The sequence below is a fragment of the Vibrio sp. AND4 genome (genome assembly GCF_000171815.1).
Lineage (GTDB): Bacteria > Pseudomonadota > Gammaproteobacteria > Enterobacterales > Vibrionaceae > Vibrio.
In genome coordinates, this window is sequence record NZ_ABGR01000003.1 from 315,749 (window position 1) to 332,125 (window position 16,377).

A 16,377-nucleotide genomic window follows, 5' to 3' on the forward strand; every position below is an offset into this window, starting at 1 on the left:
AACAAGCAGCGAGATTGGAAACATGAAAAGAGCATTGAAATCCAAATTATGACCCAACGCACAGAACAATTTAAAGACTGTTTGTTGTTTGATGCCTTGCAACGACACAGAGGCAGACTAAAGGAGATTAAACTAGAATTACGGAGGTCAGATAAGGCTTTGTACAAAAAACTAAAAAATACCAGTTGGACAAAGCAAAGTTCAAATTAACAAATTAACAAATTAACAAATTAACAAATTAACAAATTAACTTAGCATGCTGACATGTTGTGTTAATAATAATATGATAAATACAAACCGTCTGAACAACACAAGGAATGTGATGAATCGAGACAATTACAATAAATTAAGCAGTGACGAGTTAGATTTTGTTGATGACAAAACTGCCGCTTTGCTTTTAAACACCCCAGATAGTGCCCGCATAATGCTATGGGTGATGGTGCTATTTTTTATTGCAGCACTTGGATGGGCATCTTGGGCTCAAATCGACAAAGTGACCGTAGGACAAGGTAAAGTTATCCCTTCTTCTCAAATTCAAGTCGTTCAAAACCTCGAAGGTGGCTTAGTTAAAGAGATCTTGGTGAAAGAAGGCCAACGAGTAGAAAAAGGCCAACAACTGTTATTGATTGATGACACGCGTTTCCGCTCAGATTTTCGTGAACGTGAACAACAAGTTGCTAACTTAACCGCTTCTGTACTTCAACTTTCAGCATCGATCAGCAGTGTCCAAGTCAATCGCCATTTCGATAACACCAACTGGGAAAAAAACATCGTTCTTGACTACGGTAAACTGACCTTCCCTCCAATCTTAGAAGAAAACCAACCTCGATTAACACAACGCCAAAAAGCAGAATACAAAGAAAATTTAAATAATCTGCGCAGCCAACTCTCGGTTATTGACCAACAAGTGAAACAAAAACAACAGGATTTGGTGGAAATTCAAGCGCGAGTGAATAACCTTCGACAAAGCTACCGTTACGCAAAGAAAGAACTCGAAATCACCCAACCCTTAGCAGATGAAGGCATAGTACCGAGAATTGAACTTCTGAAACTCCAGCGCCAGGTAAACGACACACGCCGGGAAATGACATCGAGTGAATTAAAGATTCCGGTAATAAAATCTGGTATCCGTGAATCGATGCTTAATCGTATTGATGTCGCGCTAAAATTCCGCTCCGAGCAGCAAGAGAAACTCAACGACACCCAAGACCAACTGTCTGCGCTGGTCGAATCTTCGGTAGGCTTGGAAGATCGTGTCAATCGTACCGTTGTTGTCTCTCCTGTTACTGGCACCATCAAAACCTTAAATTTCAACACCGTTGGTGGCGTTATTCAGCCAGGGATCGACATCGTTGAAATCGTGCCAACCGAAGATACCCTTTTAGTAGAAGTAAAAATTGCGCCTAAAGATATCGCTTTCTTGCGTCCAGACCTCCATGCAATAGTAAAACTTACCGCATACGACTTCACCAAATACGGCGGTCTAGAGGGAGAGTTAGAACACATCAGTGCTGATACCACACAAGATGAAGAGGGTAACAGCTTCTACATTGTCCGTGTTCGTACTGAAAAAACCGGTTTTGGACAAGGGACAGATTTACCTATCATTCCTGGTATGACGGCATCTGTTGACATCATTACCGGAAAACGAACGATTTTGGAATATCTACTCAAACCAATTTTGAGTGCCAAGACCAACGCACTAAGGGAGTAGGTATCTGCAAAGTACAAAAATGTGTTCTCAAATGATGATAAATGGTTAAATAAAAACCACATTTCTCACCAACCAACCCATTTTAGAGGTACAATTGCGATACAAGTTGAATATGAAATCCAACTTTAAGCACAAAGTCATATTACTGACTGGTATAAGTTGTTTCTCTCTCCAAATTGGCGCGCTCAATACCAAAGAGCAACGCTGGGTCGATACGGTCACTTCCGTTTATGGTGAACGTGCGGGACAGCGCATCAAAACATGGCGAGAGAATTTGGATTCCTTAAATATCCAGAGCAATAAAAGGAAACTCTCCGGTGTGAATACCTTTTTTAATCAACTCTACTTCGTCGATGACATTAACTTGTGGGGTAAAAAAGACTACTGGGCCACACCACTTGAGTTTTTGGGCAGTAATGCTGGCGATTGTGAAGACTTTACGATTGCAAAGTATTTCTCTTTGCTCGAGCTTGGAATACCAGATTCAAAAATGCGCTTGGTGTACGTAAAAGCGATCAAACTGAATCAATTTCACATGGTGCTGGCTTATTACCCCACACCTAGCTCTGAGCCGCTCATACTCGACAATATAAACCCAGAGATTGTTCGAGCTTCCGAGCGTCAAGACTTACTACCAATTTACAGCTTTAATGGTAACAATTTGTGGCTAATGAAATCTTCTGCCAGTGCTGGAGAGTTAGCAGGGAAAGCCTCACGTTTAAGCCTTTGGAATGACTTACGCTCGCGCGAACGTAAGTTGCAGTTAAAGAAACCTAAAATTAACTATGACGAGTAAAAAACATGACCCTATATAAAAAGCTTGTAGTGGGAATGGTTACGGTCTTTTTACTTTTGATGACATCAGTATTCGTAATCCAGTTCAACACGACTCGAGACAGCTTGGAGCAGCAGCAACGTTCAGAGGTCAACAACACTATTAACACCGTTGGTTTGGCGCTGGCTCCGTATCTAAAAGACAAAGATAAGGTCGCCGTTGAATCCGTCATAAATGCGTTGTTCGATGGCAGTACTTACTCTGTCGTTCGTCTTACCGCGTTAGATTCGGACTACCAAATCGTGCGCTCCTACCCAATAAAACCGAGCCATGTACCGCAGTGGTTTATCGATTTAAACCTTTTCAAAGCGATTCACGACAAACGCGTGTTAACCAGTGGTTGGATGCAGCTTGCAGAAGTCGAAATTATCAGCCATCCAGGGGCGGCATATGAACAGCTATGGCAGGGCTTTATTCGCCTGCTGATTGCGTTCAGCGCTATTTTCCTTATCGGTTTAATCGCAATTTCTTACATCCTACGCCGCTCGCTCAAGCCTTTGACTTCCATCGTGAGGAAAATGCACGAGATTGCGAATAACCAATTTGGCCATCCGCTGGCTCGTCCAAAAACACATGATCTGATCGCTGTTGTCGACGGCATTAACTCAATGTCGGCACAAATTGAATTGTCGTTTAAAGAACAGGCAAAAGAGGCGCGGCGCTTGCGTGCTCAAGCTTACTTGGATCCTGTCTCCAAACTGGGTAACCGCTCGTTCTACATTAACCAAGTTGACCAGTGGCTCGCAGAGCAAACGCAAGGGGGGATTGCGCTGCTCCACGCTGAATACATAGGCGATATCTACGAGACAAAAGATTACCAACGCGCAGATGCCCATGTGAAAGAGCTTTCTCAACGTTTAAAGAACATCATTGATGTACCAGGGGCGACCATTGCTCGTTTGTCCAGTGATGAATTCGGCCTACTATTCCCACACATGGACGAGAGCGAACTGCGCACTCTTGCGGATAGTATCGTCAATTGTGTGAACGGCCTTAACACTGATCCAACTGGCATGGCCAAACCAAAAGCCTCACTGGGTGTGGCGCACAGTAAAGATCAGAAAACACGTACTGAAGTGCTATCCATGGTAGATAACGCCCTATCAAAAGCGAAAGCACAACCAGATAAAGATTATGGCTTCGTTGGTGGTGAAAATACCTCAAACCTCATGGGTAAACAGCAATGGAAAGCACTCGTTGAAGAAGCGATTCACAGTGATTGGATCCACTTCCGCTTCCAGTCGGCTAAAAACACATGGGGTAAAGTGTTTCACAATGAGGTGTTCTCGAGCATCGAGAAAGAGGGTGAAACCTACCGCGCCAATCAATACCTGTTTGCTCTGGAGCAGTTGGATGCAACAAACATCTTCGATCAATACGTGATTGAATCGATGATCAAGAGGTTAAAAAGCGGAGAGATCAAAGAGCCAGTGGCAATCAACATTGCCCAAAGCAGTCTATCGCAACCCTCGTTCATTCGTTGGACCACAAACATGCTAGAGAAGCACCCAAAGGTTGCACCTCTGCTTCATTTTGAAATCCCAGAAGCATGTTTCATTAATCACCCACACCACACAGCATTGTTGTGTAATGCGATTCGACAAGCGGGGGCTGAGTTTGGTGTGGACAACTATGGCCGTAACTTCCAGTCACTTGAGTACATCCAAGAGTTCCGTCCGAATTACGTAAAACTGGATTACCTGTTCACCCACAACTTGCACGACGAAAAACAGAAGTTCACGCTGACGTCAATTTCTCGAACCGCGCACAACTTGGGCATTACCACCGTTGCCTCACGCGTTGAAACACAGGTTCAGTTGGATTTCCTAACCGAACATTTTGTTGAAGTCTTCCAAGGCTTTATCGTCGATAAGGAATAACAAAGGTACATCAAGGATGAAAGACCCTTTACTCAACTCGCTCATTTACGTTAGCCGATATTTTGGGCTAGCCAACTCGCCGGAGGCGCTGGTTAACGGCCTTCCGCTCTCTGATGGCAAGCTCACTCCGTTTCTGCTACCACGAGCGGCGGAAAGAGCTGGGTTAGTAGCCAAGGAAAACCACGCAGAGTTAGATCAAATCTCGAGCCTAATTCTGCCGGCTATCTTACTTCTTAAAGAGGGTGACTCTTGCGTTCTCAATAGCATAGACATTGAAAAAAAAGAGGCAGAAGTCATCACTCTAGAAAGCGGAATGGTACCAATCTCTATCCCGCTAGAAGACCTGCTTAATCAGTATACAGGTCGCTATTTTTTAGTTAAAAAGCAATTCCGTTATGACGAACGCTCACCGGAAGTCCTTAAGACCCAGCAAGGTCACTGGTTCTGGTCAACCTTGTGGCAGTCTAAACACATCTACCGTGATGTACTTATCGCCTCCCTTCTTATCAACATCTTTGCTATCGCAGCACCAATGTTTACTCGTTTGGTATACGACAAGGTCGTACCGAACCACGCGTTCGAGACTCTATGGGTGTTAGCAAGCGGTATCTTCGTGGTATTCCTGTTCGACTTCTTGCTGAAATCGCTGCGTAATTACTTCATCGATATTGCGGGCAAGAAATCCGACATCCTGATTTCCTCTAAACTGTTTAGCAAAGTAATGGGCATCAGAATGGAGTCTAAACCCCCCTCTGTCGGCGCCTTTGCTCGCCACTTGCAAGAGTTTGAATCGATTCGGGAGTTCTTCACCTCTGCGACGGTAAGCGCGCTTATCGACTTACCATTCGCGATCCTCTTCCTTGTGATCATCTGGCTGATGGCGGGGGATCTGGTTTATGTGCCTATGATTGGTGTCGTGCTCCTTGTCATTCACTCATTGCTGATCCAAGCTCCACTGCGTCGCTCAATAGAAGAAGGTTCTCGCCTTGCCTCACAAAAGTACGCCAACTTGATCGAAAGTCTAGCAGGCCTAGAGACCGTAAAGATGCTTAGTGCGCAAAGCCAATTTCAATACCGTTGGGAAGAAGCCGTTGCTCATATGGCAAATTGGAACATCAAAAGCCGCCGTATCACCGACAGCGTTCAAAACGCGGCTGGCTTTGTTCAGCAAAGTAGTAACGTCGGTATGATCATCCTTGGTGTGTACTTGATTGCTAACGGTGACCTAACCATGGGGGGATTAATTGCTGCAACCATGTTAAGTGGTCGCGCGATTGGTCCTATGGTTCAGATCTCTTTGCTCTCAGCCCGATACAACCAAGCGAAGTCTTCGATGACCATCATTAATCAAGTGATGGAAATGCCAGACGAGCAAGAAGAAGGGAAACGCTACATTCACCGCCCTATCGTGCAAGGTAAAATTGAAATAGATCGTGTAACCTTCCACTATCCAGATGCACCGGTGGCATCGATTCGAAATATGAGCCTGACGATTAATCCCGGTGAGAAAGTCGCCATCATCGGCAGAATAGGCTCGGGGAAAACCACACTAGAACGCTTGATAATGGGGCTGTACAAGCCGACAGAGGGTCACGTACGTATTGATGACACCGACATCGAACAACTTCACCACGTGGACGTCAGGCGCAATATCGGCTGTGTGCCACAAGATTCAAATCTATTTTTCGGCTCGATTCGCGACAACATCACTCTTGGCCGCCCGTTAACCGATGATCGCGATGTGTTAGACGCCGCGAACCGCGCGGGCGTCACAGCATTTACTCAGTCAGACCCAGCAGGTCTTGAACGTCAAGTGGGTGAAGGCGGAGCCATGCTCTCAGGCGGGCAGCGTCAAGCCGTAACTATTGCGCGGGCACTCTTAGGTCGCCCACCAGTGTTGTTGATGGATGAACCAACCAGTGCGATGGACAACCGTTCAGAAATGCACATTAAACATCAACTAGCGCAGTTAAAACCAAATGAAACGCTGATTCTGATTACGCATAAAACCTCAATGCTCGACATCGTTGATCGTGTGATTGTAATGGAAAAAGGCAGCGTGATTGCCGATGGTCCGAAGGCACAAGTGCTTAATGACTTAAAGCAAGGTAAGGTTCGCGCCGTAAGCTAAAACCGCACACAAAAAATCAAAGCCCCGTTGAACTCAGTATTTCACGGGGCTTATTTATTGAGGGTCAGTAATCCAAAGTATCCAAACTCTTCGAGAAATATCCAAAGCAACACAAAGCCGACAATAACCACTAATCCCATGATGGCCCTTTCATCTTCTTCCACTGCATCCCCTCTATTCACGTAACATCAACAAGCTACTCATCTAGATTAGCAGCTGCCGACATTACCGATATCAGAGTTGGTAGGCTTTGTGCCTTCTCAATTCAGAACTGAGATGTCGATCAAAATTTGTTCAACACGAATATTCCTCTGCACCTAAAATAGTTAATTACTTGCGAGCAAAAATCGGCTATAACACGCGCCTTCTTAATATTCTCGAGTTGAAGAAATGAATCATTGGATGCATTTAGAGCAAATCAGTCAGTATTTCACGGCTGGCTCTATCGGTTATAAAGTGTTGATGGGCGTCATCATTCTGATCGCTTATCGCTTGCTCAAGAAAATCGCAACCGTGCGATCCTGAATTTGGCAGAAACTAAAGGCGTAAACAAAGCACGCTTGAGCTTTATTCAGCGCTGCTTCAACGTCGCGTTCTTGTTTTTGTTTGCTTCGCTTTTCGCCATCGTAACCGGCATTGGTTATGGCGATGTGTCACTCTTCCTATCGTCTATCTTTGCGGTATTAGGTGTGGCTTTCATCGCACAATGGTCGATTCTAAGTAACATCACGGCAAGCTTTCTGATCTTTTTTGTCTTCCCGTACCGCATCAGTGATCGAATTGAAGTCGTGGACAAAGACGAAGACATCAGTGGTGAGATTCAGGAAGTCCGCATGTTCCATGTGCTGATCAAGCACGACAACGGCAACCTAATCACTTACCCGAACAACTTGATGCTACAAAAAGCGGTCTTAAAGCTGGCAAAAGAAAAATCCAAGCCTGAGGAACCAAAAACCACCTCACGCATTTATACCCGCAGAAAGAAATAACCCACTAAAAAGCCGATGCATGAGTCCCCCTCATAGTTTCCACCAATTACTGAGGGTCTCTTTATGACCAAATATAGCCGTGAGCTAAAATGTCTCATTGCTAAACAATATTCAATATCTTCGAGGCAGATACGCTATCAGACTCAAGTATTTGCCATCCATGGTACGGGAATTTTCTACCAACTAAACAAAGCGAATAGCATTAAATTGAATGCAGACGAATAATGGGTCTCTCAAGAACACTAATGCAATATTAAACCTCTCATCTCTTGGATACTCTCTGTCTGACTCGAATAGCAAATGCCCTAAAAATTATGAAAACGAATTGCGATTGATGAAGTCAATTGATCATGAACAGAAGGGCCGATAAGGTTGTCGCCGCATTGACTTGGAACCCGAGAAGCGGGGCTTCACGCTTAACCTAAAAACGGTTCAGAAGCTGATGATTCAGCTAAGTCTGAAATTAAAAACTACGTACTGAGGTAAGTCAGGAAAAACTGCTCCTAACAAGCTTGAAAGACATTTTAGAGCGCCCCACCTCGATGAAAAGTAGGTAACTGATGTCGCAGAGTTCAAAGTCAAAGAGCAGAAAGTTTACTTGCCTCCTTTTGTCGACTTGTTTACTCAAGAAGTGGGAGTTTAATGGGTTGTCAAAAATACCAACTTGCCACTCATCACTGATATATTGATCCAATCATAGATAGCGATCAAGGTTTGCAGTATAGGCTTTAACGGTATCATAAAGAGGTAGCGGAGAGTGGGTTACCGTAAAGCATGTCGAGAAAAAGTAACTACGTGGATAATAGTGTTACTAAAAAATTTTTGGCTTTACTCACAACAGAGATGTACCACAATCAGCACTTTGAAGATGCAGATGCTCTGAACGAGTAAATAAAAAATACGTCAATTACTAATACCGAACGTGTAAAAGCGAAGCCAAAAAGCCTGATTCCGATAGAATATCGAACTCAGGCCTTGAAAGTCACCTCACAGAAATGTCCAGCTTTGCAGGGTCACTGCAATTTAAGTTAGGACTTTTAATAAGGTTTCAACCCAACCACTGGTTAATGAGAAAAACTAACTACCAACCGATACAAAAGAAGCCCTAAAGCCCCAATGATCATGCAAGCAATAAATACAGGCACCGCCCAAGAAAAAAATACCGCTGCAATGTAAGCGAAATCAATTTGACCAGACTCAATACTATAAAACTCTTCTTGGGCATTTTGCTTTAATCCGATATAAAGAAGCACACTTCCAGATAACAAAGCTAAAACTGAAGATATATACAGATTTATTCGAAAATATTTTTTCATAATCAACTATCCACTCAATTTCCAGAATATATTGCTGAAACTCTAGCTCCGTAATCACTAACTCTAGTTGCGTTTACATTGTTGTAAACCGTAGCGATCTGAGCAGTCGAGGCATTTGGCATGTTTGACTGTATAGACGAAAGCATTTTAGCTCCGGCCCAAATATTATGATGAGTATTACTTAAAAACTCTCTAGAACCAAATGCGTCCCCCCAATAGTCAACATTAATATTCATCGGCAAAATAGATTTATTCATACCAAACGGTGACAACAAGACATCGTAATATCCATGCGTTGTTTCCATAAACATGATTGAACTAATTAATTTAGGGTCAACACCAAAAGCATCAGCCGACATTTCAATCGTTAGCGCGTAGTCACTAACGGGAGACATGGCTCCAATTTCATACCATGGTGCACTGCCGTCTGCATTGGGGTTCTCCGCAACGCTAAAATTACAACCGCCTCCATTCAAAACACATTGCTTTCTGGACATATCCTTTTGTTCACCATGAAACTCATCATTAAACATCCTCCCTAAAGCTCCAATCGCAGCACCATTTGCGAACTTACCGCCAGTAAGTTCTGATGTAGCACCGCCAAGAATAGCGGCTGCTGCAATTCTCTGGCCGCTAAATGCAGTCTTTTTATCAATGCCATCTATGTATGGGGAAAATGCTTGGGCGACTGCCGCAGAAGCAAAACCATCGCCAAACTTGCCTCCCTGCATAACAGATGAAGCTCCCCCAACTACACCGTGAGCAATCGTTTTTATAGCCCATGCAGTGCTACCAAAGCCCCCACCAGGAAACACACCGCCAACAACATTATAAAGAGCTGCCGTCGCTAAAGTCGAAAGTACGCCTCTTATCCCACCAGTCATCGCGACGTATGCTGTCCTAACAGCGAAAGCTATCCATGGCGACGCGACAGTAAGCACCATCATTCCGATTTCCATAGCGTTTTCCTTCAAAAAACTGCCTATTTTCTTAAACGCGCGTTTAATTGCCCTTCCTACTTTCTTTATAGCTTTTACAATCTTCTTAAAGAAATGACCAGAGGGATCCGTATACTTCATCGGATTATTCTGAACGTAACTATAACGGTTGAACGACTGGCTATTACTAGGGGCTTGAATAAAGCTATCGGCACTGATAAAACGCCCCAACGTCGCGTCATACATGCGAGCATTCATATGAATAAGGCCGATTTCATCGACTTGCTCATGCCCGGTATAACCACGATTCACCATTGGATCTTGTTCTAGGTAGTTCGCTTGTTTTTCCCACTCAAAATAACGCTCTTTACCCCAAGCATCGTAATTCTTGCGATCAACGACATAGCCCCATAGATCGGTGATCAGATCGTTTGAACCTAAAGCGTCACTGTGTAGGTAGCGAACTTGGCGATCAAATGAAGCCGTTTGTCCCGAGGCATTAGTTTTCTTACGATCAATATTGACGGCAACCAGTTTGCCACCACCACTAATGAACTGTTTATGTTCAACTTCACCATTCGCTTTTTCGATACGCTCATAAGCTTTACCGAGATACCACGTTTTATCGCCATCTTGATTCTGCTTGAAATATCGCTGACGATTATTGTCGTAGCTAAAGCTTACCCATTGGCTGCCTCTTGTTATCTTGCTTGGCTTATTGAAACCAGTCCAAGTAAAGGATCGCTTGTCTCCCGAGAGCATATTACCGTTGGCATCATAGGTATATTGCTTGTTTCCTGCTTTAGTGACAGCGTGAACATGGTCGAGATCATCATATTTGTAATGTCCGACATCTGATTTGAAATCAATGTTACCTGCGCGGTTATAGCCAACAGAATAAGTCTTGTAGAACTGAGCATTTTGACGATGCTTTCCACTTAAACCATTCAAGGTATTCGATGTTAAACGATCGAGCTTATCGTAATCGTAGTATTCATCGATATTGTTGATTAAATCTGTACGACGTTTGACGTTATCCATTCGGTCGTACACATAATGCAGAGCGCGTATAGATTTCGTGCCATCTTGGGTGGTTATATTGAGAAGTTGTCCCGTACCTTCATGGTAGTCATAAAGGTTAGCCAACCCATTCCCGTACAATTCCGCTCGTACTCGACCTTCAGCATCTAGGCCGTTGAGGGTCCAGTAGTAAACACGACCTTTGTTCAGGTGCTCGCTCTTTAGTCCCTCGAGAGCCTCAGACTCTAGCTTGCTATCCGCAGACATGGTTTGATAACGAGTCGCTATCAATTCTGTCTGCTTGGCCAGAGAAACAAGTTGCTGCGCGGCAGAAACATAATTGGTCGCTTTTTGGTGCAAGTCATTGCGCACATATTCAAGACGTTGAATTTCTGCAGCTAAATTGTGTAGGCGATCAAATTGCTGCCTAATCTCGCTGTCATACAGTGGATGATCTCGCCCAACAGGAACCTCAGTAATACCCGCTTGACCAGAGCCATCAAAATCACCATAGAAAACCGTCGTGTTACTTGGCGTCAACGACGATTCAATCGCTCGCCATTCATCAAGGCTTACTTTCGAAATTGAGTTACCTTCCAGTTTTAGATGGAAAGCAGGCGGCGCGTAAAGCGGGATCGCGATATCCTGTGCAATAAGGACAAAGTTGTCAGGAACTTGCAGGTATTGCGCCCCATTGGCAGCAACAAATACATCAAGCGCCTTACCATAAACATGGTCGTAGATCTCGCTGGTACCGCCAGCAACGTGCTGAATTTTTTCACGTAAGAGCTCATACTCAGCAACCCTAGCGTCATAGACATTGACTTGTTTAACCAACTCGCTCGCTTTCGACAGGTACGAACGTGATTTCGACATCGATTCATTGATTAAAGGTTGAATCACTTGTCGGTATTCAGTGTCACTAAATGTCAACTTAACTTGAGACTTGTCTCCCCAAACTCCAGTATTTATCCCGGTCTTAGAATCGTAATCGTAATGTAAACTAAATTGGTTAGGGCGTATTTCCTTCTCTAGTTGACCTAAGCTATTGTACTCAAAACTACGAGCAAACGTATGTGAAGTGGTAATCATTTGCTCAGTGTCCACTTGACCTAACGATGTATAGGTAAGATTTTTGGTATATCCCGGTTTAGTTTCCCTTAAAAGGGCGCCCTTCCATGAATGTTTACCGTACGTATCGTAGATCCAGCTCGATGTTTCTGCTTCAGTCTTCTTTTTATCGCTAACCTCGGTAATAGTTTGAGTCGTTCTAGATGTCATACGACCAAGAACATCGTAATCCATGGTGGTAGTTTGACCTTTGGCATCCGTTTGGGAAATTAACTCACCAAAACCATTATGCTTGTAGGTCCAATTTCCTAGATCAGGATCGTCGGTGTAGTACTTGTTACCAAGTTTATCGTAGCGATTGACGATCGTCGCACCATCCGCTCCCGTCGCCGTTAACAATTTACCAATAGGAGAGTAAGTTTTTTCAACCGTCGCACCTTCAGGCTGAGCAACTTTGATCTCCCATCCCATCGCATTACTGTAAGTGGTCTTTGAACGAGTTAAAGCGTCGGTTTCTGTTACAGTGAATGGCCCGTATGAGAACTTAATCCATGAAGGTTTCTCTCCTGCAGGACCGGGCTCGGAGATCGATTGAACTCTGCCTAGTTTGTCGTAATGAGTGATTGAATACTGCGGACTTTGCCCGGCGAAATACGGTCTTGTGACTTTATAGAGTTGCCCTTTTGAATTGTAGAAAGAGTCTTTAATAACCCACTTATTGTTAAGACCCAGAGAAGCTTTTCTGACTTCTCGCTCAAGCACATCCAAGTAAGTGATACTGGTACCAAGCCCATCAGTTTGTGTAACAACACAATACACAGCCTGCGATGGTACTGTGCCACTAGCCCTACATTGAGTATCAGAGATCGGGTAGTAATTGGTGTATGTATCGTTAAACCCATCCTTGCTCTTAGTGCGTGTTTGAACTGTTCTTCCAAATCCATCAACAAACGCCCGAGACTCAAGACCATTTATATCGAACGCTGTTGTAGAGCCAGTTAAACGGTTTGTGTTGGAGCGAGTAGCAAAACCTTTGGCATTGGTAGAAACAACTTCTACATTTAGGCCGTTATAGTTGATAACAGAACTGCCTGAGCGCGTTTCTGTACCTTTTTTATCACCAGCCCATGCACTAATACTTGTCGTCTCAACTTCACCTTCCAAGTTAAGCACATAATTCTTAGTAACGGAAAGCTTATCCCCTGGTTCAATAATTTCTGTGGTTAAATAACCCTTGGATGTATCGTAACCAAACTTTGAAGTGCGTTTTTCTTGGTCACCATTAGGCGCGATGTGGGTGACGGTTGATTGGCTAAGTCGACCTAATATCCAAGAGGTTGGGTTGTTACTGTAAATGCTCTCTGTTCGCTGAGTGAACGTTTCCTCTTTTTGAGTTACAGGGTTCGTTGCCGTCGTTTTTACTTCGAGCAGACCAACGTTACCATACTCATCGAGTCGACCTTGAGTAGTCTCAACGGTAGAAAGTAAACGGCCATTAAGATCGTAACTGCTTGACGTTTCTTTAGTTTGATAAACCGTGAGACGCTTTTTGCTCAACTGCTTATGATTGGCGAGATCGAGAGAGCCATCATGATTGGAATCATTTACATACCACTTTGAGGGTGAGTGGCTTAAGTGTGGCAAGATATGAGCAACTTGACTTTGGCTAAGCTTGACCAACTTAGCGTCATATATTGTGTATGAGCCATCGATGACTTCTGATGATGTCTTGTCTTCCAAAATATAAACTTCATTAGAAGGTAAAATAATCGGCACCAATATCTCGCCCGCAATTGGCACAAATGTATCTGGAACTTTTAAATAAGTTTTCCCTTGGTAACTATATTGCTCGTAGTAGCCAAACTCATTATTGGGTAAGTAAGCACTACCTTGAGCTGTTTCAACACGAACGATTTGCCCACGCTTGCCCGAGCTTTTATGAGCATATTCGGTCTTCGAGTAATTCAACAGAGTCCCAGATTGAGAGAAATTCCAATTCAATCCACTGGTAGAGAGAATAGGTAAGATAAACTCTTTAGCTTCAGAGACCGATTGGGTATATGGGAAATCGGTACGATATATTACTTCACGCCCCTTGATATGAAGACCATCATCTCCAAACTGTGCTTGTTTTATCCAAGCAAAACCATGGTGTCCTTCTCCTTGGAGATGAAAACGCCCCGGACCGTAACGAAATAATGTGTGCACTTTTCCGCCAACACCATCATCAGCTGACAGTTTTGAAACAACAAGAGCGTTGGGATTTGATGACGCATATGGATACACAAGTTTGGCAGGCCAAGTCGTTGTACCTACATCCTGATGACGTGCATATTCAACACTAGATTTAAAGCCTAAACCGTTCGTTACTGACTTCAACGTTAGTTGAGCGGTTTCTGCCAGATGTAAGTCATCACATTGTAAAAAGCTACCATTGCCGGATAAGGCTCCAACCTGACGACAATAATCGGCATAACCGTCTTGGTTAAAGTCCTGAATCCATACTTTATCTCCAGAACTATCGGCGCCAGAAAAAGAGGAGAGATCATTTTCAGAAAAAATATTTGTACAGTAAATAGTTTTTGATACTCTCATTCGACAATAATCGAGCCTGCCATCTTTATCTAGGTCCAACCACCACTGGCGATGTTTTTTCCCCCAATCACCATTCCAATCCCCGTTTATATCACCCACTAGGTTGATATCATTATTAAACTGACTAATTTGCCCCAACGACCCTAAAGAACAAGTAAGATTGCTATTATTTCCTGAAGACTTACCTGTAGCTCGGCAAAAGTCCTCAGCACCATCGCCATTAACGTCTACCCACCATCGACGATCGGAATAACCCAAATCGGCTAAAGGCAAAGCTTGATTCTTTTCTCCGACTATATGACCTGCGTTAAAGCGAGTACAAGTAAGCTCAGCATTTTGGCCTGCTTTAGTAGCAGAACATAGGTCTCGGAAACCATTACCGTCAATATCAGCCCACCAAGTTTCAGAAGCTCTACCCCAACGTATACCTTCGACAACATATTCCTTTCCTAGAGTATCACTACCATTGTTCTCGTTACATATCAGCTCATTACTTTTCCCTCTCTGGCATAAATCAGGTCTGCCATTCCCAGAAAAATCGAACACCCAAGTCCAATCTTTTCCTCTACCGTGATAATTAAATTTGATTTCAGAGACTTGATATTTCCCTTTTTGTTGAAGCTCAAGACAACGAATATGATTAGCATCTGGCATAACGCTGCACAGTTGAGTCTTTCCATCTCCGTTTATATCAACCCATCCCCACCACGTGTTATTTGGTAGCAATATCGGAGTATCAGGTACAAATTTATTTAGCTTTCCAAAGTGGGATTTTTGTGTATTAACACTTGCCAAGTCGAAATAACAATCTGCTTTTCTAGGCGCCTCTTCAATATCTTGAGGTTTGTATTGCAGCATGACTCCGATACTACAAAAGTCCACCTTAAGATCTCCATCCAGATCACCGAACCAATTTGTAGGCCCTGAAATCTCAGAACCCCAGTCTGTGATATTTTGTTTGAACTTGTAGTCTTCAGTTTCATTTTCATACCAATCAAACTTAGTCTCGGGTAGGCAGTTTCCAGTGCTATCACAATACGAAATCCCCATAATGCGTTGGGAGAAAACTGAGCTATGGTCGAATGAATAAACACCGCGACGTATTAGTTCATAATAGTTTTTCAACTGATTATTTGCTTTTATCTCTATCTTACTTAACTGTTTGTTTCCTTTTCTTACTACATCATTAACTTTATTAAAGTACGTTTGTGTAGTATCTCTGGACTGCACTTTGTTAGCTTCGGTATAAACAAAAACAACATCAAAAATGTCGTAAGAAATATTTTGAATTTGCCCAATAGCATTATAGTTATAATGGATAGGATTTTTTCCAGTTCTATCGTCAACTCTCGTCAATAACCAAGTCGCGTTATCGAGTTTCTTACCGAAAGTCAATATATCTCCAGCCTTTGTATAAGCGGTAAATGAGCTATCTACCAAAGAGGCATCTTTGCGCAGTACCACTTTGGAATAATCTTCCATATAAGGCCGATAAACTGAACCTTCTTTGGCGTTCGTACCCTCTGTAACAATCAAACGGCTCCCATCTAAACAGAAATTATCTAGCACATCATATTGAACGGCGCGAACTTGGCTATCAATGGTTTGCTGAGAACCACAGCGAGAAATAGTTGGCATTCCTGTAAGTGAAAAGCCGGAACCAATTACACCACTTGGAGTGCCACCACTTGAATACACGAGAGAAAGTTGTGGGGTATTTCCACCACGACCTTTAGGCACAGAGATTGGAAGTTGATATTGAGCTGTACCCGATTGAACAACAAGTTCACCAGGTAAAGTTCCAACTTCTGCTGCCTGAATCGAAAAAGCAAAAACACTAAAGAACAGCATCGATAAGCGAGACATTCTACTTTCCTTTTTAATTATA

At 43.3% G+C, this 16,377-nt stretch carries 6 protein-coding genes and 2 pseudogenes; 6 read left to right on the forward strand and 2 right to left on the reverse strand.

Translation table 11 applies throughout. The features are described 5' to 3' along the window. Positions 1-12: 12 nt before the first annotated feature. From AND4_RS20450 to AND4_RS06615, 6 genes and pseudogenes are all read left to right on the forward strand, one after another. Positions 13-218: pseudogene (locus AND4_RS20450) on the forward strand (sigma-54-dependent Fis family transcriptional regulator); the annotation flags it as partial. 104 nt (positions 219-322) lie between these two features. Then, positions 323-1,714 (forward strand): HlyD family type I secretion periplasmic adaptor subunit, encoded by a 1,392-nt coding sequence (locus AND4_RS06590; RefSeq protein ID WP_009842157.1) that lies wholly within the window; start codon positions 323-325, stop codon positions 1,712-1,714. 112 nt (positions 1,715-1,826) lie between these two features. Further along, the gene (locus AND4_RS06595) at positions 1,827-2,510 is read left to right on the forward strand and encodes a transglutaminase-like cysteine peptidase (RefSeq protein ID WP_009842158.1); all 684 of its coding nucleotides are present in this window, start codon (positions 1,827-1,829) and stop codon (positions 2,508-2,510) included. Between the two features lie 5 nt (positions 2,511-2,515). After that, entirely contained in the window at positions 2,516-4,429 is a 1,914-nt protein-coding gene (locus tag AND4_RS06600) for an EAL domain-containing protein (RefSeq protein ID WP_009842159.1), read from the forward strand. A 16-nt stretch (positions 4,430-4,445) separates the two neighbouring features. After that, positions 4,446-6,560: a type I secretion system permease/ATPase gene (locus tag AND4_RS06605; RefSeq protein ID WP_009842160.1), complete on the forward strand. Its 2,115-nt coding sequence runs from the start codon at positions 4,446-4,448 to the stop codon at positions 6,558-6,560. A gap of 402 nt (positions 6,561-6,962) precedes the next feature. Continuing rightward, positions 6,963-7,549, forward strand: a pseudogene (locus tag AND4_RS06615) (mechanosensitive ion channel family protein). A gap of 1,064 nt (positions 7,550-8,613) precedes the next feature. Here AND4_RS06615 and AND4_RS06625 read toward each other — a convergent pair. Both AND4_RS06625 and AND4_RS06630 read right to left on the reverse strand, forming a co-directional pair. Further along, positions 8,614-8,865: a hypothetical protein gene (locus tag AND4_RS06625; RefSeq protein ID WP_009842164.1), complete on the reverse strand. Its 252-nt coding sequence runs from the start codon at positions 8,863-8,865 to the stop codon at positions 8,614-8,616. 14 nt (positions 8,866-8,879) lie between these two features. Continuing rightward, on the reverse strand, positions 8,880-16,355 hold the full coding sequence (locus tag AND4_RS06630; protein ID WP_009842165.1) for an RHS repeat-associated core domain-containing protein: 7,476 nt from the start codon (positions 16,353-16,355) through the stop codon (positions 8,880-8,882). Between the last annotated feature and the right edge of the window lie 22 nt (positions 16,356-16,377).